Annotated in this window: 18 protein-coding genes; 14 read left to right on the forward strand and 4 right to left on the reverse strand. The window is 50.5% G+C overall.

Going from position 1 to position 18,154, the window contains the following annotated elements:
• Positions 1–62: 62 nt before the first annotated feature.
• The 3 genes from C7R73_RS09860 (at position 63) to aroD (ending at position 4,240) form a co-directional block, all read left to right on the forward strand.
• Complete coding sequence (locus tag C7R73_RS09860) at positions 63–2,051, forward strand: glycoside hydrolase family 127 protein (RefSeq protein ID WP_106450349.1); 1,989 nt, start codon at positions 63–65, stop codon at positions 2,049–2,051.
• The gene (locus C7R73_RS09865) at positions 2,044–3,315 is read left to right on the forward strand and encodes a glycoside hydrolase family 27 protein (protein ID WP_205076503.1); all 1,272 of its coding nucleotides are present in this window, start codon (positions 2,044–2,046) and stop codon (positions 3,313–3,315) included. Before C7R73_RS09860 ends, C7R73_RS09865 begins: the two co-directional genes overlap by 8 nt.
• A gap of 145 nt (positions 3,316–3,460) precedes the next feature.
• A complete protein-coding gene (gene aroD / locus C7R73_RS09870) occupies positions 3,461–4,240 on the forward strand; it encodes a type I 3-dehydroquinate dehydratase (RefSeq protein WP_106450351.1) in 780 nt (259 codons plus the stop codon).
• Positions 4,241–4,534: 294 nt separating this feature from the next.
• On the opposite strand, the gene C7R73_RS09875 is transcribed toward aroD, so the two are convergent.
• A complete protein-coding gene (locus C7R73_RS09875; RefSeq protein ID WP_106450352.1) occupies positions 4,535–5,512 on the reverse strand; it encodes an aldo/keto reductase family protein in 978 nt (325 codons plus the stop codon).
• 231 nt (positions 5,513–5,743) lie between these two features.
• Here C7R73_RS09875 and C7R73_RS09880 point away from each other — a divergent pair, with 231 nt between their 5' ends.
• Positions 5,744–6,643, forward strand: coding sequence for an aldo/keto reductase (locus tag C7R73_RS09880; protein WP_106450353.1), 900 nt, complete (start codon positions 5,744–5,746; stop codon positions 6,641–6,643).
• A 271-nt stretch (positions 6,644–6,914) separates the two neighbouring features.
• Entirely contained in the window at positions 6,915–8,312 is a 1,398-nt protein-coding gene (locus C7R73_RS09885; RefSeq protein ID WP_106450354.1) for a 6-phospho-beta-glucosidase, read from the forward strand.
• A 242-nt stretch (positions 8,313–8,554) separates the two neighbouring features.
• Here C7R73_RS09885 and C7R73_RS09890 read toward each other — a convergent pair whose 3' ends face one another.
• The 3 genes from C7R73_RS09890 to hisJ form a co-directional block, all read right to left on the reverse strand.
• Positions 8,555–9,418, reverse strand: coding sequence for a DegV family protein (locus C7R73_RS09890; RefSeq protein WP_422664373.1), 864 nt, complete (start codon positions 9,416–9,418; stop codon positions 8,555–8,557).
• Positions 9,405–9,980 (reverse strand): DUF1836 domain-containing protein, encoded by a 576-nt coding sequence (locus C7R73_RS09895; RefSeq protein WP_106450355.1) that lies wholly within the window; start codon positions 9,978–9,980, stop codon positions 9,405–9,407. The genes C7R73_RS09890 and C7R73_RS09895 overlap by 14 nt, the downstream gene beginning before the upstream one ends.
• Before the next feature lie 159 nt (positions 9,981–10,139).
• Positions 10,140–10,946 (reverse strand): histidinol-phosphatase HisJ, encoded by an 807-nt coding sequence (gene hisJ / locus C7R73_RS09900; RefSeq protein WP_106450356.1) that lies wholly within the window; start codon positions 10,944–10,946, stop codon positions 10,140–10,142.
• Between the two features lie 159 nt (positions 10,947–11,105).
• Between hisJ and C7R73_RS09905 the strand changes: the two genes are divergently transcribed.
• Genes C7R73_RS09905 through hisIE form a run of 9 tightly spaced genes read left to right on the forward strand, consistent with a single transcriptional unit; the run spans position 11,106 to position 18,036 of the window.
• Positions 11,106–11,927, forward strand: a complete 822-nt coding sequence (locus C7R73_RS09905) for an ATP phosphoribosyltransferase regulatory subunit (RefSeq protein ID WP_239992620.1) — start codon at positions 11,106–11,108, stop codon at positions 11,925–11,927.
• Between the two features lie 12 nt (positions 11,928–11,939).
• On the forward strand, positions 11,940–12,557 hold the full coding sequence (gene hisG, locus C7R73_RS09910) for an ATP phosphoribosyltransferase (protein ID WP_106450358.1): 618 nt from the start codon (positions 11,940–11,942) through the stop codon (positions 12,555–12,557).
• On the forward strand, positions 12,544–13,794 hold the full coding sequence (gene hisD, locus C7R73_RS09915; RefSeq protein WP_106450359.1) for a histidinol dehydrogenase: 1,251 nt from the start codon (positions 12,544–12,546) through the stop codon (positions 13,792–13,794). Before hisG ends, hisD begins: the two co-directional genes overlap by 14 nt.
• Positions 13,791–14,789, forward strand: coding sequence for a pyridoxal phosphate-dependent aminotransferase (locus C7R73_RS09920; RefSeq protein ID WP_106450360.1), 999 nt, complete (start codon positions 13,791–13,793; stop codon positions 14,787–14,789). The genes hisD and C7R73_RS09920 overlap by 4 nt, the downstream gene beginning before the upstream one ends.
• Positions 14,786–15,364 carry an imidazoleglycerol-phosphate dehydratase HisB gene (gene hisB / locus C7R73_RS09925; RefSeq protein ID WP_106450361.1) on the forward strand — a complete coding sequence of 193 codons (579 nt, stop codon included), beginning with the start codon at positions 14,786–14,788 and terminating at the stop codon, positions 15,362–15,364. The genes C7R73_RS09920 and hisB overlap by 4 nt, the downstream gene beginning before the upstream one ends.
• The gene (gene hisH, locus C7R73_RS09930) at positions 15,361–15,936 is read left to right on the forward strand and encodes an imidazole glycerol phosphate synthase subunit HisH (RefSeq protein WP_106450362.1); all 576 of its coding nucleotides are present in this window, start codon (positions 15,361–15,363) and stop codon (positions 15,934–15,936) included. The genes hisB and hisH overlap by 4 nt, the downstream gene beginning before the upstream one ends.
• Entirely contained in the window at positions 15,937–16,641 is a 705-nt protein-coding gene (gene hisA, locus C7R73_RS09935) for a 1-(5-phosphoribosyl)-5-((5-phosphoribosylamino)methylideneamino)imidazole-4-carboxamide isomerase (RefSeq protein WP_106450363.1), read from the forward strand.
• Positions 16,638–17,402 carry an imidazole glycerol phosphate synthase subunit HisF gene (gene hisF, locus C7R73_RS09940; RefSeq protein WP_106450364.1) on the forward strand — a complete coding sequence of 255 codons (765 nt, stop codon included), beginning with the start codon at positions 16,638–16,640 and terminating at the stop codon, positions 17,400–17,402. Before hisA ends, hisF begins: the two co-directional genes overlap by 4 nt.
• Positions 17,395–18,036, forward strand: coding sequence for a bifunctional phosphoribosyl-AMP cyclohydrolase/phosphoribosyl-ATP diphosphatase HisIE (gene hisIE, locus C7R73_RS09945; protein WP_106450365.1), 642 nt, complete (start codon positions 17,395–17,397; stop codon positions 18,034–18,036). Before hisF ends, hisIE begins: the two co-directional genes overlap by 8 nt.
• The last annotated feature ends 118 nt before the right edge of the window (positions 18,037–18,154 follow it).

The following is an 18,154-nucleotide window of genomic DNA, read 5'->3' on the forward strand; positions in this document are numbered from 1 at the left end:
TGGCTTTTCTTGTATCTTGGCATGAAATCAGGATGAAAAATTGGATGAAAAGAGGATTCAGAATGATCAAACCATCGCTGCAGCAAAACCCAAAAGTGACAGTAGCAGACAGCTTCTGGCTGAAGTATATGCAACTGGTGAAGGAGGAAATGATCCCTTTCCAATGGGATGTTCTGAATGACAGAGGGAACATTGTCATCGAAAGCGAAAGGGACGATGCGACCATCCCCACAGAAAAAAGCCATGTGATCGAAAATTTCAAGATAGCGGCTGGACTGAAGGAAGGCCACCATTACGGCTGGCTGTTCCAGGACAGCGATCTGTACAAATGGATCGAAGCGGCAGCCAACACACTCGCATTGGAAAAGGATGACGCTCTGGTCGCCCAAGTGGAAGAAACAATCGACCTCTTGGAAGCGGCACAAGCTGATGACGGGTATTTGAGCACCTATTATCAGATCGATGCCCCGCAACTGAAGTTCAGAAGGTTGTTCGAAAGCCATGAGTTGTACTGCATCGGTCATCTGATCGAAGCCGCCATCGCCTATCATGAAGCTACCGGTTCCGATCGGCTGCTTCAGATCGCCGACAAAGCGATCGCCTGCATCGAAACGCATTTCGGCAAAGCGGAAGGTAAAATCGACGGTACCGATGGCCACCAGGAAATCGAACTCGCGCTTGTGCGCCTATACGAGTTGACGGGCAACCGGAAATATTTGGATTTGAGTGCCTACTTCCTGGAGGTGCGCGGACAGAACCCGCAGTTCTTTGCGGAGCAGCTGGAAGAAAATGACCGCTTGGGATTGCAGCAAGGACCGAAGCCTGGCATCAATGCCGTCTACCATCAAGCGGATATACCGGTAATCGAACAGGATACGGCCAGAGGGCACGCCGTCCGGTTGGTCTATATGGCGCAGGCGATGGCGGGTACCGGACATTACCAAGAAAATGAAAAATTGGTTGCTGCGGCGAAAAAGATCTGGGACAATATCGTCCAAAAACGCATGTACGTCACAGGCGGCATCGGCTCGACCGTCCGCGGGGAAGCCTTCACCTATGATTATGACTTGCCGAACGATCTGATGTACTGCGAAACATGCGCGGCGATCGGGCTGCTGAATTTTTCGAATGAGCTGCTGAGAGCCGAAACCGACAGCCGCTATTCGGACATCATGGAAAGGGTGCTCTATAACGGCATCATCAGCGGCATGGCCTTGGACGGGAAGCACTTCTTTTACGTCAATCCGTTGGAGGTGGATCCCCAAGCGAGCGCTTTGAATCCGGACAAGAGCCATGTGAAGGCGACGCGGCCTTCCTGGTTCGGCTGCGCCTGCTGTCCGCCAAACTTGGCGCGCACGCTGCCCGCTGTCGGGAGATACGCCTTTACGCAAAAAGATGATGAAGTGCTGCTGAATCTGTTCATCGACAGCGAGTTGGTTGGGGAGCAAGGTGGCAAAGCGTATACGATTCGCCAAAGCCATACGTTTTCCGAGGATGGCAGGACCCTCATCACGGTCGGAAAAGCATCCGCTGAACTTTTGCGTTTGGGCATCCGCATCCCTTACTGGGCTGAGCATCCCGTGCTGGTTGTGGACGGCGAAGAAACGATTGCTGATATACGCAATGGCTATACCTATGTGACCGTAAAGTCCGAATCGACAGCTATCGAATTGACCTACACGATCGCCACCAACGAACTCGAGGCGCACCCGCTCGTCAAAGCCGATAAAGGCAAAGTCGCCCTGCAACGAGGACCCTTCATTTATTGCCTGGAAGAACAGGACAACGGGAAACAGCTGCATCTGCTGGCATTGACCGGAGCGATTCGACCGCGTTTCCGATCGGATAAGATTCTCGGCGATATCGTCTGCCTGGAAGGCGAAGGGGAGCTGCAAATGATGGAGGATGGTTGGCAGGACACGTTATACCGCGTCCATCAGAAACCGCAAACCATTTCCAAAAAGCTGATGTTCATCCCATACTACAGCTGGGGCAATCGCTCTTTGGGAGAAATGCAGGTATGGATTGATAAGGAGGATGCATATGTTTAGGACTTACGCGCAGACACCACCAAAAGGTTGGAACAGTTGGGATTCTTTCGGAGCAAGCGTGACGGAAGAGGAAGTGTTGGGCAACGCCGAAGTGATGGCGAAAAATTTGAAGGATTCCGGTTGGGAATACGTTGTCGTGGATATCCAGTGGTACGAACCACGCGGGGACTCCTGCGCCTATCATCCGTTCACTGAGCTTCATCAGGATGAATACAGCAGAGTGATCCCTGCGACAAATCGGTTTCCTTCGAGTGCCGGGGGACAAGGGTTCAAACCACTGGCGGATGCGGTGCACGCAATGGGGCTGAAATTCGGTATCCATATCATGCGCGGCATCCCGAGGCAGGCGGTGCATGACAACACAAAAATTTTGGGCACGCAAAGAACGGCCCGGGATATTGCGGATGCGAATTCCATCTGCCATTGGAACACCGATATGTACGGCGTGGATGCGTCGAAGGAAGGCTCACAAGCTTACTACGATTCGCTGTTGGCGTTATACGCTTCCTGGGGCGTCGACTTCCTGAAAGTGGATGACATCGCCGATTCGAAATTATACGGAACGCACACGGGTGAAATCGAGCTGATCCGGAAAGCCATCGACGGCTGCGGCAGGCCGATGGTGCTGAGCCTCTCGCCTGGGCCCGCCCCGATCGATTCTGGCACCTTTTTCCAGCGGCATGCCAACATGTGGCGGCTGACGGACGATCTGTGGGACAACTGGCATCAGCTTCATGATATGTTCGGACGCTGCGGAAAATGGTCGGCTTTTGTAGGATCCGGTTCTTGGCCGGATTGCGACATGCTGCCGTTGGGCCATATTGGCACCCGGACTGCGGCTGACGGATCCGAGGCGCGCATGACGCGGTTCACGAAGGCTGAGCAACGCTCCTTGATGACGCTGTGGTCGATTTTCCGTTCACCGCTGCTGTTCGGCGGCGATCTGCGGAAGTTGGATGATTGGACGCGGTCGCTGTTGACCGATCCTTATCTGATCGATGCGCATCAAAACGGGCGCGATGCCAGGGAAGTTTACCGGAAGGATGATTTGGTGATCTGGGTTTCGGCAAGTGACGCCAGGAAATATGTCGCTTGCTTCAATCTTGCGGATAACCCGGCAGGCTTGCCTGCCGCCGCCGGGGAATGGCTACGGTCGCTTGGCGGGGAAATGCTTGAGGTTTGGGCAAACCGGGCAGTATCGGTGGCGGACGCGGAAACAGCTTTTATCGCCCCTCATGGTGTCGTTCTCTATGTTTCCCAGTAAGGAAGGAACTGAAAAATGAGTGGATCCGAAAAGTTCCGTAAAGTGCTCCTATGCTTTTGGCGCGATTAACGATAAAATGGGAAGTATCAAATAATCGGAAGTTCCTCCTCTTTTGGCCGGAAAGGTTCAAGGAAGAGGGGCAATAATGCGCCATGGAGGGGATACACCAGTGAAAACCGTTCAAGTGAAAGATGTCGTCTTCAACGAAGGCAGGCCTAAAATCTGCGTGCCGTTGGTTGGGAAAACAAAACAGGAAATCATCGCGGAAGTCAAAATGCTGGAAAACGTCGCTTTCGATCTGGCGGAGTTGCGCATCGATTTTTTCGAAGGGGTAGAGAACCCGGAGCAGGTAGGGGCATTGTTGGCCGAAATCAACAGCCTTTACAAAAAGCCTTTGTTGTTCACCTTCCGCACCAAAAAAGAGGGCGGCGAGCGTGAACTGCGCTTGGACCGCTATTTTGAACTGAACCGTTTCGCGATCCGGAGCGGCATGGTGGACATGGTCGATCTCGAGCTGTTCAGTTCCGAAGAAGACGTGATCAAGTTGATTGCCGAAGCGAATGAAAAAAACGTGAAAGTTGTTCTGTCGAGTCATGATTTTTTCCGTACGCCCCCTAAAGAGGAAATCGTCGCGAGATTGGTGAAGATGCAGGAACTCGGGGCGGATATCACGAAGATTGCGGTCATGCCGCAGAGCGAGGAAGATGTCCTGACGCTGCTGGCGGCGACGTTGGAAATGAAAAAAGCGAAAGCGGACCGCCCTTGCATCACGATGTCGATGGGCAAATACGGCGTCATTTCGAGGTTGGCCGGAGAATTGTTCGGTTCGTGCCTGACTTTTGCGGCAGCCAAAGAGGTTTCCGCGCCCGGTCAGGTTTCTGTCCGCGATGTCCGTTCGATATTGGAAATACTGGCGCTGGATTAAGAGCCGCCGGGTGAGCAGAGCGGTTCGGAACTTTCGGATTTCCGCTCAGCTCCGGTGAAGCTTCGCTTGCCGGAGCACATCGATCGTCATCAACCGCAGCTCCGGCGAAGGATCCCTCATCGGAGAACGCCCTCAGAAGGGTTGGGCGAACTCCTGCGAAGCCTCCGTTCACCGGAGGTCCCATATTTTATTCGATCAGGAGAACAAATGAATGGAGAACACCAAAAAGGCCACTCTTATCAATTCAAGGTGGCCTTTTCGGCGTCCGGTTTCCCGGATTGATTCATCGCACAATCAGCTTCGCGGTTTGAAGCTGCTCACTTTCAATAGAATTTGGTTGATGCCAAGCAACAGTTCGTCCGTCAATTCGATATCCACCGACTTGATGTTATCCTCGATCTGTTCCGGACGGCTGGCGCCGATGATGGCGGAGCTGACGCCAGGTTGACGCAAAATCCAGGCCAGAGCCAGTTGTGGCATGGTTACTTCCAATTCGTGCGCGATGGCTTCGATTTCTCCGACTGCTTCCAATAGGGACTCGTTTTCCAGATATTTTTGCATCGTGCTGTTCAGCTTGCTGTTGGCGGCACGGCTGTCTTCCGGAACTTGTTGGCCGGATTTGTACTTGCCGGTCAGGATGCCTTGTCCCAATGGGGAAAAGACGACTTGGCCCATGCCGTTGGCGACGGAGACGGGCAGCACATCGACCTCGATGTAGCGCTCGATCATATTGTAGATTGGTTGGTTGGAAATGAGTGGCCGGAAATTATGCTGTTTTGCGATTTGGTGAGCTTCCTGGATTTTGTCGGCCGGCCATTCACTGACGCCGGCATAAAGGATCTTGCCTTGACGCTGCAGATCATCGAGCGCCCAGAGCGTTTCCTCCATCGGTACGCTCGGATCGTAACGGTGACATTGGTACAGGTCCAGATAATCCATATCCAGGCGTTGCATGCTGGCGTCGCAGGATTCGATGATGTGCTTGCGCGACAAGCCCCGATCATTCGGCCCGTCCCCCATTGGGAAATAGACTTTGCTGGCGACGACCAGACTGGAGCGCCTGTAGTCCTTCAGCACTTTTCCGAGCACGGTCTCAGCAGCGCCCTTTTCGTAAACGTTGGCTGTGTCGAAAAAGTTGATGCCTGCTTCGTACGCAGTCCGGATGCACTCATCCGCTGTTTGATCCGCTACCGATTTTCCGTACGTCAACCAACTACCCAGTGCGATTTCGCTGACCCGCAAACCACTTTTCCCTAGATTCCTGTATTTCATCCATTCGTCCTCCTTGATTATGATGACAATCCTTGAGCCATTAATCAGACTTTGATGATAAATAAAATAGCTTTCTATCCTTATCATAAGCCACAAAATCGAAATCGCCAAAGGAAAAGGCCAGTAAACCAAATAATATGGAAGCGCTATGATTCTTTTTGTATTAACAACAAAAAAAGGTATACTTGTTGTAAGGAATGGTGTCGAGAACAGAAAGGATGGTGTCTGTAAATGACGAACATAGACGAGAACATCATGGCGTCTCTGCGGAGAGAGAATGCCAATCGAATGGTGGCGTTGCCGGACGGAAGCATCATGCCGCAAGTGGGGCAAGGAACCTGGTACTTGGGCGAGGATCCCGAAAAAAGGCAAGAGGAAATCGAGGCTTTGCGGTTAGGCGTGCAACTGGGCATGACCCTTATCGATACAGCCGAAATGTACGGGGATGGGAAGTCGGAACGCTTGGTGGGGGAAGCGATCAAAGGCATCCGTGACCAGGTCTATCTTGTTTCCAAAGTGTATCCCCATCGGGCGAGCCGGAATGAAATTTTGGCTGCCTGTGCCGAAAGTTTACGCAGGTTAGAAACGGACCACTTGGATCTTTATCTGCTGCACTGGCGCGGAAATGTGCCTTTGTCGCAAACGATAGCCGGAATGGAGCAGTTGAAGGCCGAAGGGAAAATCGGCAGATGGGGCGTTTCCAACTTCGACATCCATGATATGCAGGATCTGTTGTCGATGGAAAGCGGGAACCAGTGCCAAGTCAATCAGGTTTTGTATCATCTGGGCTCTCGCGGGATAGAGTATGATCTGTTGAAATGGCAACGGGAGCACAACATTCCGATTATGGCCTACTCGCCATTAGCGCAGGGGGGCCGGTTGCGTGAACAACTGCTGGAGAGCGAAGAAGTGCAGCGCATCGCCAAGAAACATGGTGTCGAAGCGATCCAGATCATTCTGGCGTGGTGCATCATCCGGCCGGACGTGGCAGCGATACCGCGCTCTTCCAACCCTGAGCACACCTATCTCAATGCCCAAGCTTCCAAAATCCGTCTGGATGATGAAGATCTGAAACTGCTGGACAAAAGGTTCCCAGCACCCGCCCGCAAAACTGCGCTGGATATTATTTGAGGATGAAACAAACTGTTTCATTTCTGAAACAAAAATCATTAGGGGGAACTTGCAATCAAAATGTAAGGGGATTCTCCCGATGCGCCGGTATTGTGCTAAGATGAAATCATGAAAGCAAAAAGCCCTTTCACGGACGGTTGGAATGAAAGCCTTTCCTGGCCGGACATTCGGGGATTTACCCGCTTTTGTCAGGGAATGCATTGTCACGACAGAATTTTTGAGCCGGATGAGCCGGAAAGCAAAAAGAAACCAAAAATAGGAGGAAGCATGCATGTCGAAAGAAGCTTTGAAGATTGTTACGATTGGTGGCGGTTCCAGTTATACACCGGAATTGATTGAAGGATACATCTTAAGAAAAGATGAATTGCCTATCAAAGAAATTTGGTTGGTGGATATCGAAGCAGGTAAGGAAAAACTGGAGATCGTCGGCGCAATGGCGAAACGCCAAGTCGAGGCGGCTGGATTGGACTGGGAAGTCCACTTAACATTGGATCGTTTCAATGCTTTGAAAGATGCGGATTTCGTAACGACGCAATTCCGTGTAGGGTTACTGAATGCTCGTATCAAAGATGAGCGCATTCCATTGTCCCATGGTGTTTTGGGCCAAGAAACCAATGGTGCAGGCGGAATGTTCAAAGCTTTCCGTACTATTCCGATCATCGGCCAGATCATTGCGGATATGCGCGTGCAATGTCCGGATGCATGGTTGATCAACTTTACGAATCCTGCAGGTATGGTGACTGAAGCAGCCATCAAACATTTCGGTTGGAAGAAAACAATCGGCCTATGCAATGTTCCAATCGGACACCGCAAAGTCGCAGCAGAAAAATTAGCGATTCCTGAAGAGGAATTATTATTCAAATTTGCCGGAATCAACCACTTCCACTGGCACCGTGTCTGGGATGACAAGGGCGCTGAACGCACAGATGAAGTGATCGATATGGTTTACGGACCACAAAAAACCGAAGATGAAAACCATCTGAAGAACATCCACAGTGCGCAATTCCACTATGAGCAATTGAAGGATCTGGGAATGCTTCCTTGCGGATACCACCGTTATTATTACATCGAAGATGAAATGTTGAAACATTCCATTGAAGAGTTCGAAAAAGGCGAAACGCGTGCGCAAGTCGTCAAAGCAACAGAAACGCGCTTGTTCGAGCTTTACAAAGACCCTGCTTTGAACTACAAGCCGGAAGAATTATCGCAACGCGGCGGTACGCACTACAGTGATGCAGCCTGCGAAGTGATCGCGTCGATCCAAAATGACAAACGCACGGATATGGTCGTATCAACAGCGAACAACGGCACGATCCAAGATATGCCTTATGATTGCGTCGTAGAAGTTTCCGCCTTGATCACAGCTCATGGCGCTGAACCATACAACTGGGGCGAAATGCCTTCAGCGGCCCGTGGCTTATTGCAAGGCATGAAAGCGATGGAAGAAACAGTCATCCGCGCAGCCATCACAGGCAGCTATGGTGCGGCATTACAAGCATTCACAATCAACCCGCTTGTGCCAGGCGGAACAACAGCTAAGACTTTGTTGGATGAATTGTTGTATGCACACAAAGAGCACTTGCCACAATTTGCAGAAAAAATCGCTGAAATCGAAGCAAACCAACCGGAAACAGTTGCTTACGTCGATGAATTGATGAAATCAAACTAAAAAAACAGATAGCACAAAAAGAGTGGCTGCCCGAAAAGGCAGCCACTCTTTTTGCGTTGTTAAACTCCGGCGAGCAGCGGCTTCGCCGGAGTTCGCCCAACATTCTGGTTGCGTCCTCCGATGAGGGAACCTTCGCCGTAGCTGAGGCGTGTAATCACCGGTGTCCTCCGGCGAAGGGGGCCTGGCCGGAGGTGGGTTCGCATCCCGTCGCCGTTCCCCTCCCGCGAATCATCACACTCTTTTTAGTCTTCTAGGACCATGATGCCGATTCCCAGCAGACCGGGTCCAGTGTGGACACCCAATACAGGTGAAATTTGGCCTTCCGCGTATATTTTGGCGCCGGCAACCAGATCCTTCAGCTGTTCTTTCATAACGAGCATCTCATCGTAGGCATCCCCATGGCAGATCGACAAATAGTAATTTTTGTGCTGACCCAGTTTTTCGCGGGTCATATCGATCAATTTCTGGATGCTCTGCTTGCGGCCGCGCACTTTTGCGACCGTATCATAGATGCCTTCTTCGTTGCAGGAAATGATCGGTTTGATGTTCAAGGCGCTTCCCAGAATCCCGGAAACTTTACCGATGCGGCCGCCTTTCATCAGATACTCCAAAGTGCCGACACCGAACAGGATGGTGGACTTTTTCACGGCTGCTTGTGTTTTCGAAACGACTTCATCAAACAGAAGTCCAGCTTCGATCTGCTCGGCAGCATAAAGCGCCACAAATCCGGAGGCGATGGCAATGTTCAGTGTATCGATGACGACGATCTGCATATCTTCGATATCGTCCGCCAACAATTTGATGGCTTGGCAAGTGCCACTCAAGCCGCTGGAAATGGCGGATACGATCACTTGATCAAAGCCGTCCGCTTTGATTTTGGCGAAAGTTTCGACAATCGTTTCCGGCAACGGCAGGCTTGTCTTCGGAATCTCTTCTTGGAATCTTTCGTAGACTTGCTCCGGTGTGATATCGACCCGATCGCGATAGCTCGCGTCTTTGTAATTGATCATCAACGGCAAGATGTAGATATGGTATTTGTCGAGCAGCTCTTGCGGAATATCGTTGCAGGAATCGGCCAAGACAGCAATGGAATTAGATTTCATCATTAGTATTCTCTCCTTTTTGGGATGCGTGACTGACGCCATCGACCAATATGATTTTTTGTGTCAACAATTTCGAAGCGAGCGACAGCGTGATCATCTTCAAAGCGATGTTTTCGCTGTGGATGTCCTCCAAGGTATAGGTGAAATGCTCTTTCTTGTCGAGATCATGGAAGAGCATCCGGAAAGCATATTCCAATTCTTGGCAGAAGGTGTCGTACGCAATCTGGAATCCGCGGATGGAGACTTGCAATTCCAGGCCTTTTTTCACCTCCGACAGCGGCAACACTTGTTTGAGCAAGGTGATGACGATCAGCTGGGCGATGTGGGTTTTGAAATATTTCTTTTTCTCTGGTTTATCGATTAGCTGCAGTTTTACGTAATTATTGATCATAGCCGGCGAGATTATGCGTTCTTCCTGGGTGGCGTTCAGGAAACTCAATTGCTTTTCGATGATGGCAATCACTTGATCGCTGTAGACGCCAAAATCAGGCAGTTCATCAAAACGGATGAACGACATGGCCAGCAGCTGTTGCTGATAGGCTTCCAGTTCTGGTTTAAGCTTCACGGGACAACCTGCTTTCTGAATTAAAGAAATTTTTAATCTAGTTTTAAAAACTAGATGTAATACTTTTCATTACTAGATAAATGTACCAGTATTCCAGGAATAATTCAATCCGGAAGGCTCAGCACCGAGAAGATAAGGCCATTAAAAAAGAAGCCATTTTCAGGCTTCTTTCCAGTCATCATATTCCGTTTCTGTTGCCGTACCGAAATAACGGGCGACTTCATGGGAGGCGTGGGCATCAGAACCCTTCTCATAGGTGAGGCCGATTTTTATGGCGTAAGCCATCATTTTCGAATCCGGGTAAGTTTTGCCGTAGTCCGGTTTGTCGATTCCGGCAAAATTGTAATCAAGCTTGTACCCACTCTCCTTCACCTTATCCAACAGCAGCTTCCAGTCGATCGGATCGCTGACGCTGTAAGCCTTTTGGAACTTATGAATCAAGTTGATGTGGCCGATTTTTTTCGGGGTCAGTTCTCCATACGGAAGTGCCAAAGCTTTTTTGACTGCCTCTTCGTAAAGGGTGTAAAGCGTTTCGTAGCCGATTTCTGCACCTTTTTGCGTGAACGATTCGCGATCCAAGTCGATGCAGAAGTATTCTTCGGGAGCGAGCTGCACAAAATGCACACTCAGAATCGAATGGGGGACGGTCTCCGGGTATTTTTCCAAGAAGGCACGTGTTTCTGTTTCTTTTCCTTCCAGATAATCCAATTCAAAACCGGCGTGGATTTCGATGCTGTCTTGATACTTCTTGGCAAGGGCGCGGACTTCGGACAGGTAGGCATCGACATCTTCAGGGCGCATCGAACTGTCTTTGTCCGGAAGCGGATCTTCCATCGGTAAAGGAGCGTGTTCCGTGAATGTGAGGGACTCAAGGCCGGCCTCGATGGCAACCTTCACATAATTTTCCAAAGCATCGGATGAACCGTGCAGGCAATACGGGGTGTGGACGTGTCTGTCGCTGAGCATCTTCTATCTTCCTTCCTTCGTAAAGTGTCATCATTTTAGGATACAATGTAGCAACTTTCTATGGTATGATAACACCAACGTCTAATGGTATTCTAACGATATTCTAAGGATAACAGATGGCCTATCAAAAAGAAATGGGAGTGAGACAGTTTGGACGAAATGATGACGAATGAATCGTTGCTAGCGAAGAAACAAAGAGAGATGGGGTTTCTCCATCATTTCCACCACTTAGGGTACGATCTGATCGACCTGGGAGTCGTAGAGAAATTTGAGTGGACACAACTGTCTCATGATGACTTGCACCTGATGCTGAACCGGCATAAATGGCAAAGCGGCGATAAACTTTTCGCCCTGCGCAGTGACTGGACGAATGCCATCGTGAGATACCGCAAGCAGTACCATTTACGCGCCGATAAAATAGCCTATTCCGGCCCGGTTTATTCGCTGCTGAAAGAGCGCCACCAACTGGGTGTGGAAACATTTACCGACTCGATTCCGAAACAGATCGAGGTTTTGGGCGATATGATCACCTTCATGGAGAAGGAATTGGGCCTTTCCTTATCGGTTGCGGTAGTCAGCCATAACAAATTACTGAAAAAAATACTGAGCCCGCGGGAGTTGGAAGATCCTTCCGTCCGCAAGTTCATCTGCGAAAGAAACCAGGATGCTTTGAAGCATCGTTTGGGTGCGGATCATCCGCTGATCGGTTTGATGGATCAAGCACCTACCGAACAGGCCAGCTATTTGAAGGAAAACTATCCTGAACTGACCGGACATTTGAATGAACTGGCGGAATGGGAAGCGACGCTGAAAAGCAAGAATGTGGATTACGTCTACGCGGATATGCTGGCGTTGCCGAACCAATCCTATTACAAGGGAATCTTTATCCAACTTTACGGAGAAAACCAAACGGAACCCGTAGCATCGGGCGGTCAATATACAAGCTCTTCCAAAGCATTCGGAATGGCCATCAACAATTAACGGAGGGAAAAAATGATTACTATCGCGCTATCAAAAGGCAGACAGCTTAAGGATTTTATCCAATACTTGGATGAAATCAACCTGACGGAATGGTCGACAGCATTGAAGTCCGTTTCTCGGGAATTGGTCATTCAGACAAAGGACACCCGCTTCATTCTGGTAAAAGGGGAAGATGTGCCCGTATATGTGGAAGAAGGCATCGCGGATCTGGGCATCACCGGAAGCGATATTCTGATCGAGCAGAATTGCAACATCAACAATCTGATGGATCTACCTTTCGGCTATTGCCATTTCGCCATCGCCAGCAAAGAGAAGAAAGACGTTTATCCAGTGGTTGCGACAAAGTACGTGAACTACACCAGACAATATTTTGATTCCATCAAGCAACCCGTGAAAATCATCGCCCTGAAGGGGTCCGTCGAATTGGCCGCGACCATCGATATGGCAGATGCGATCATGGATATCGTTCAATCCGGCAAAACGCTGCATGATAATGGTTTGAGTGAGCAGGTTCGCCTTGATGAAATCAATGCTCGCCTGATTTCGAATAAGCATGCTTATTTCTCCAAATACGATGAAATCCAGACTATAATCAATCAATTGAAGGTGAAAAATAATGTACACAACTAAAACGTTCAAGGAAGCTTACAAAACAAAAAATACGATCGACTTTTCGAAGACGCAAGCCGTGATGGAAATTATCCAGACAGTCCAGGAAAAAGGCGATGCTGCGCTGTTCGAATATGCAAAACGCTTTGATGGGGCGGACGTCACGGAGTTGGAAGTGCCGCAGAGCGTCATCAAGGAAGCTTATGACAGCTTGGATGCGGATTTGCGCGCTGCTTTGGAGGAAGCCCGCGATAACATCACGGTCTACCAAGAGAGCATCAAGTGGCAACAGTCTCCGGCTGGGGAGCTGTACCAGAAAATCCATCCGCTGAACAAGGTCGGCATCTATGTGCCGGGCGGCAAAGCGAGTTATCCTTCCACAGTGCTCATGACTGCCGTATTGGCCAATGTAGCCGGCGTAAAGGAAACAATCGTCGTGACCCCGCCGCAAAAGACCGCCATCAACCAAGCGACCTTGGCCGCTTGCTATATCTGCGGCGTGACCCACGTTTATCAAGTAGGCGGCGCCCAAGCCGTTGCTGCCTTGGCTTACGGTACGGAAACCATTCCGCGCGTCGACAAAATCGTCGGACCCGGGAACCAATATGTCGCTTTGGCCAAAAAATTGGTGTACGGAGATGTCGGCATCGATTCGATCGCCGGACCATCCGAAATCGTCGTAGTCGTCGACGAAACTGCGAACAACGAATGGGTTGCCGTCGATCTGCTGGCGCAAGCCGAGCACGATGAGTTGGCCCGCACCTTCCTTGTCTGCGACAACGAAGAGAAATTGGCCGCCATCGAAGCCGAGCTGCTTGTCCAGAAAGCGAAACAAAGCCGCATCGAGGTCATCGAGGAGAGTTTGAAACACAATCACTTCCCGATTTTGACGAGCGGTAAAGCAGAGAACATCGAAGTCGTGAATCTGATTGCGGGAGAGCACGTCTCGATCCAGACAAAAGATGCAGAAGACTACATAGACGCCATCGAAACAGCAGGAGCGATCTTCATCGGAGAATACTCGCCTGAAGCGATTGGGGATTATGTTGCCGGACCTAGCCACGTGCTGCCTACCGGCGGCAATGCCCGCTTTGCGAACGGACTGTCCGTCAACGACTTCCTGCGCCCGAACTCTGTCCTGAACCTGAAGAAAGAAACGTTCCGGAAAATGGCTCCTGCCGGGATGCTGATCGCGACTGAAGAGTCACTTCAGGCCCATCACGATTCCTTGGCTGTCAGAATGGGGGACGACAAATGATCCGCATCAACAAAAATGAAAGTCCCATCCGTGCGCTGACAGATGAAGAAATTGCCGAAATAGCTGTAGCGACGCGCTTCCAGGAGTACACGGACGATGCCATCGACCGCTTGACGGAAGCGTATGCCGCTTTCCACGGCGAGGATCCCGCCCTGATCGCTTTTGCCAACGGATCGGATGAATGGATCCAGAAGTGCACGATCCTTTTGGGGGATGGACCGATCCTGATGCTGGAGCCGGATTTCGTCATGTACGAAGAGTATGCCGCGCAATTCCAACGCGATATCATCAAAGTGCCGTGCCGAGCGGATTATACCTTTGACTATGACCAGGTGTATGCCGTCATCGAGAAGGACAAGCCTGCTTATTTCATCGTATCGCAACCGAACAACCCGCTGGGAGGCTTGCATCCTGCAGCTTTCATCCAAAAGACGGCGGATCTGCTGGCTGCATACGGCGGTTATCTGATTTTGGATGAGGCTTATATGGATTTCGTGGACAATCCACCGGCGCGTCCGGCAGGGGATCATGTCATCCTTTTGCGTACCTTGTCAAAAATATATGGCTTGGCCGGTCTGCGCATCGGCATCGCCAGTTCGACGGCGAAAACGATGCAGTTGTTGAACTCTATTGCCCATCCGTATCCGCTCAATACCTTATCCTTGAGCATTGCGGCCTTCCTGTTGGAGCATCCGGAACGTTTGCGCGCCTTCATGGCTGATCAGCGCCGGCTTTCCGCCAAATTGAAGAAAATCTTCAATGAAGGCGTAGGGGATATTATTTCCGTCCTGCCGAGCGAGACGAATTTCGTCTTCACTTACGGTGAATTGGCGCCTGCGTTGGGTAAATGGATCATCGACCACGGCTATCAGCCGCGCACTTATGAAAAATCAGGCATCGCGTGCATCGAAACGGCTGTCCGTTACTCAATCGCAACGGATGAACAGTTGGATGCCTTAGCCGAAATCATCAGAGAATGGAGAGAACAGCTGTGAGCGTATCAAAAGAGCGCGTTACCAAAGAAACGAAAATCGCCATCACCCTGAAACGAGGGTTGGAACCTTCCGTCATCCACACGGGTGTGGGCTTCTTGAATCATATGTTGGATCTGTTCGCTTTCCATGGCCACTTCGTTTTGGATGTGCAGGTGGACGGCGACACGGATGTGGACGATCACCACACAACCGAGGATGTCGGTATCGTCTTGGGGCAGCTGTTGGCTGAACTGGGTCAGGACAAAGGCGCCATCAACCGCTACGGGAGTGCCTACGTGCCGATGGATGAAACCTTGGCCCGTTCCGTCATCGACATCAGCGGTCGCCCTTACCTTAGTTTCAATGCCGCATTTTCGAAAGAAAAAGTCGGCAGCTTCGATGTAGAACTGGTTGAGGAATTCTTCCATGGTTTGGTCATCAATGCCCGTTACACAGCACATATTGATCTTATCCGCGGCGGAAACACGCACCATGAAATTGAAGCCATCTTCAAAGCTTTTGCGCAAAGCCTGCGCATTGCGATGGCCGATTCAGATGTGCAGCGCTTGCCTTCCTCAAAAGGAGTGATCGAATGATAGCAATCGTTGATTATGGGTTGGGGAACATCGCGAACCTGACGAACGCCATCCGTTTTCTTGGCTACGAAACTATCCTGACGCATGACGAAGAGGAATTGCGCAAAGCGGATGTCATCGTCCTGCCAGGAGTGGGCCATTTCAAGGATGCCATCGACCGGATCGATGCGATCGGTTTGCGGGAACTCCTGACTGAGTTGGAGCAGACGAAACCGTTCATCGGCATCTGTCTCGGGATGCAACTCCTGTTCCAGCACAGCGAAGAAGGCGATGTCGATGGGTTGGGCTTTTTGCCTGGCGAAGTGAAATACATCGTCAGCGACTTGCCGGTGCCGCATTTGGGCTGGAACAATCTGCATTCCGACTATCCAGGTTTGGACAAAGATGTCTATTTCATCCATTCCTACAAAGTAGTGACTGACGAAAATGTTGTGGCAACGGCAGACTACGGACAGGAAATCGTGGCGATCGTCCAGAAGGATAACGTCATCGGCATCCAGTTCCACCCGGAAAAAAGCGGGGATTACGGTCTGGAAATTTTGAACCAAGCTTTGCAAGGGGGATGGAGATAAATGATAGAGATTTGGCCGGCGATCGACTTGATCGACAACAAGAGTGTCCGTCTGACCGAAGGGGACTACGGCACGAAAGAAGAAATGCAACGCACACCTCAGGAAGCCATCGCTTTTTATGCGCAATATGAGCAAGTGAAACGCATCCATATCGTGGACTTGATGGGCGCATTGAACCAAAAACCGGAAGAGACACCTTTTATTGAGCAGCTTTTGCAGCAGAGCGCTTTGCCTGTCGAAATCGGTGGGGGCATCCGCTCCGAAGAAACCATCAAGCATTATTTCGAAAAAGGCGCCAGCTATGTGATCGTCGGGACGAAAGGGCTACAGGATCTGCCTTGGCTGGCTGAGATGACGGCGAAATATCCCGGCAAAATCTACTTGGGTCTGGATGCAAAAGGCGAATTGGTCGCCGTGAACGGTTGGACCGAAACGGGTCGCCAAACCATCTATGATGTCGTGGAAGCGACAAATCCGATGGCCTTGGGCGGCATCATCTATACGGATATCTCGAAAGACGGCAAGATGGCCGGACCGAACTTTGAGTTGACGGGCAAGCTTGTCGAACTCTCGACCCATCCCATCACTGCATCCGGCGGCGTCCGCAACATCGAAGACATCAAAAAATTGGAAGCTTTGGGTGTGGCGGCAGCCATCGTCGGTAAAGCGGCCAATACGGATGCCTTCTGGGAGGGCTTGTCATGATAAAGAAACGGATCATTCCCTGTCTGGATGTAAAGGACGGCACGGTCGTAAAAGGGATCCAATTCAAGGGATTGCGCGAAATCGGCGATCCGGTCGAACTTGCGAAGCGTTACAATGCTTTGGGTGCGGATGAACTTGTCTTTCTGGACATCTCTGCAACCGAAACTGGGCACAACCTGATGATCGATGTCATCCGCAAAACGGCGCAACAGCTGTTCATCCCGATGACGATCGGCGGCGGCATCAAGTCGACGGATGACATTTCCCGTCTGCTGAACGCCGGCGCGGATAAAGTGAGCCTGAATTCATCAGCGTTGGCGAATCCGCAGCTCATCAAGGAAGCAAGCGACAAGTTCGGTAGCCAATGCATCTGCATCGCTGTCGATGCGAAATGGGAAGCCGATAAAGAGGAATGGTATTGCTATACCCACGGCGGCAAAAAACGGACCAACATCAAGACGTTGGACTGGGTGCAGCAAGTGGAGGCGCTGGGGGCCGGCGAATTGTTGGTCACCAGCATGGATTATGACGGCATGAAGCAAGGTTTCGATCACCGCTTATTGAACAAAATCCAAGCCTTAGTATCGATTCCGGTCATCGCTTCCGGAGGCGGCGGCAATGCTCAGCATTTTGCCGACTTGTTCAAGGAAACGGATGTATCGGCCGGGTTGGCAGCTTCCATCTTCCATGATGAAGAAGTGTCGATTGCCGAAGTGAAAGAATGCTGCACGGAGAATGGAGTGGATATGCGCAATGTCTAAATACGATGCACTAGTGCCTGATTTTTCGAAAGGATTATTGACTGTCGTTCTTCAGCACTTTACGAACAAAAATGTTTTGATGGTCGGCTTCATGAATGAAGAGGCCTTCGAATTGACGAAACGTGACGAAGTTGTCTGGTTCTTTTCCCGAAGCAAGGACAGACTCTGGAAAAAAGGCGAATCCAGCGAGCATTACCAGTTCGTGAAGGACATGTATCTGGACTGCGACCAGGACGCGTTGCTGATCATGATCGATCCGGCCGGGCCAACTTGCCACCGCAACACGGAGAGTTGTTTCGATGTCCCGGTTGCTTTTGGTCTGGATGACTTGGAAGAGACCATCCGCCAACGCGCTGTCGGACATGATGAAAAGTCCTATACAAACTACTTGTTAGACAAGGGAACAGATAAAATTGCCAAGAAATTCGGCGAAGAGGCTTTCGAAGTCGTCATCGGCGCAAAAAATCATGACAAAGAAGAAGTCGCCAACGAAACGGCAGACCTGCTTTACCACCTCGGCGTACTCCTGTACGACCAAGGCGTTGACGTTGCCGATGTGACCAAAGTCCTCATCGAACGCCACCAAAAGAAAAACAACTTCAAAGGCGAACGAAAAGATGTAGAAGAATACTAGGATACGACTCATCCCGTCTTTGCTTTATCCGATAACCGAAGCTATCCCTTGACAGAAGGGGCAGTTTCGGTTATTTTTTGTCTTGAAGAGATAATGTTTCCATATTAAATAAAAATGG

The sequence above is a fragment of the Trichococcus alkaliphilus genome (assembly GCF_003008695.1).
Classification (GTDB): Bacteria; Bacillota; Bacilli; order Lactobacillales; family Aerococcaceae; genus Trichococcus; species Trichococcus alkaliphilus.